The organism is Olsenella urininfantis, from assembly GCF_900155635.1.
Classification (GTDB): domain Bacteria; phylum Actinomycetota; class Coriobacteriia; order Coriobacteriales; family Atopobiaceae; genus Olsenella_G; species Olsenella_G urininfantis.
Window position 1 is genome coordinate 1 of record NZ_LT732539.1, and the last position, 2044, is coordinate 2044.

The window sequence follows — 2044 nt, forward strand, 5'->3', positions numbered from 1 at the left end:
GCCCCGGAGAGAGAACGCCCCTAGTTGGTCAGCGGCCATGGCAGGGGAGGCACACCCGGTCCCATTCCGAACCCGGAAGTTAAGCCCCCGAGCGCCGATGGTACTGCGGAGTAGTCCGTGGGAGAGCAGGACGCCGCTGACCAACCAGGGGCGTTTTCCGTTTCGGGACCCGGTTGTGTCGAGATGGTGGAGGCGCGGATCCCCGCGCCCGCCCGCCGCCCGGGCGCGTATAGTTGTTTCCCGCGCCGCGACGGGCCGGACGGCCCCGGGCGCAGGCGAACCTTGAGAACCGGATACTGCGATCGAAAGATCGACGAAAGACAGCAGATAAGCGATGTTCGAATTTTCGAGAACACGTCAATTCGACCAAGCGAATCCAGATCAGCGGGATCCGGGCTTCGGACGACCACTCATGTCAACGGGGACCGCGGGGGAGACCCCGCGTCGCTTTTGAACGGAGAGTTCGATCCTGGCTCAGGATGAACGCTGGCGGCGCGCCTAACACATGCAAGTCGAACGGTTAAGGCGCCTTCGGGCGCGAATAAAGTGGCGAACGGCTGAGTAACACGTGGGCAACCTGCCCCTCGCACCGGGACAGCCTCGGGAAACCGTGGTTAATACCGGATACTCCGCACCCACCGCATGGTGGGGGCGGGAAAGCCCAGACGGCGAGGGATGGGCCCGCGGCCTGTTAGCTAGTTGGTGGGGCAACGGCCCACCAAGGCAATGATGGGTAGCCGGGTTGAGAGACCGACCGGCCAGATTGGGACTGAGACACGGCCCAGACTCCTACGGGAGGCAGCAGTGGGGAATCTTGCACAATGGGCGGAAGCCTGATGCAGCGACGCCGCGTGCGGGACGAAGGCCTTCGGGTCGTAAACCGCTTTCAGCAGGGACGAGGCCGCGAGGTGACGGTACCTGCAGAAGAAGCCCCGGCTAACTACGTGCCAGCAGCCGCGGTAATACGTAGGGGGCGAGCGTTATCCGGATTCATTGGGCGTAAAGCGCGCGTAGGCGGCCAGTTTGGTCGGGAGTCAAATCCGGGGGCTCAACCCCCGCCCGCTCCCGATACCGGCTGGCTTGAGTCTGGTAGGGGAAGGCGGAATTCCCAGTGTAGCGGTGGAATGCGCAGATATTGGGAAGAACACCGGTGGCGAAGGCGGCCTTCTGGGCCACGACTGACGCTGAGGCGCGAAAGCTGGGGGAGCGAACAGGATTAGATACCCTGGTAGTCCCAGCCGTAAACGATGGACACTAGGTGTGGGGGGACGATCCCTCCGTGCCGCAGCCAACGCATTAAGTGTCCCGCCTGGGGAGTACGGCCGCAAGGCTAAAACTCAAAGGAATTGACGGGGGCCCGCACAAGCAGCGGAGCATGTGGCTTAATTCGAAGCAACGCGAAGAACCTTACCAGGGCTTGACATCTAGGTGAAGCGGCGGAGACGCCGTGGCCGAGAGGAGCCTAGACAGGTGGTGCATGGCTGTCGTCAGCTCGTGTCGTGAGATGTTGGGTTAAGTCCCGCAACGAGCGCAACCCTCGTCGCATGTTGCCAGCGGTCCGGCCGGGCACCCATGCGAGACCGCCGGCGTCAAGCCGGAGGAAGGTGGGGACGACGTCAAGTCATCATGCCCCTTATGTCCTGGGCTGCACACGTGCTACAATGGCCGGCACAGTGGGCTGCCACCGCGCGAGCGGGAGCGAATCCCCAAAGCCGGCCCCAGTTCGGACTGGAGGCTGCAACCCGCCTCCACGAAGTCGGAGTTGCTAGTAATCGCGGATCAGCACGCCGCGGTGAATGCGTTCCCGGGCCTTGTACACACCGCCCGTCACACCACCCGAGTCGTCTGCACCCGAAGTCGTCGGCCCAACCCGAGAGGGGGGGAGGCGCCGAAGGTGTGGAGGGTAAGGGGGGTGAAGTCGTAACAAGGTAGCCGTACCGGAAGGTGCGGCTGGATCACCTCCTTTCTAGGGAGACCACAGTGGTCGCTCAGAGAGACACACCACAGACGGTCGGTCCGAACCCCGTCCAATCCCGCTATCCAC

The 2044-nt window shown here is 63.6% G+C and carries 2 rRNA genes; both read left to right on the top strand.

From position 1 onward, the window contains the following. Nucleotides 1-27: 27 nt before the first annotated feature. Nucleotides 28-142: ribosomal RNA gene (gene rrf, locus CZ375_RS00035) — 5S ribosomal RNA — on the top strand. Nucleotides 143-451: 309 nt separating this feature from the next. Beyond that, a 16S ribosomal RNA gene (locus CZ375_RS00040) occupies nt 452-1966 on the top strand. Nucleotides 1967-2044: the final 78 nt, after the last annotated feature.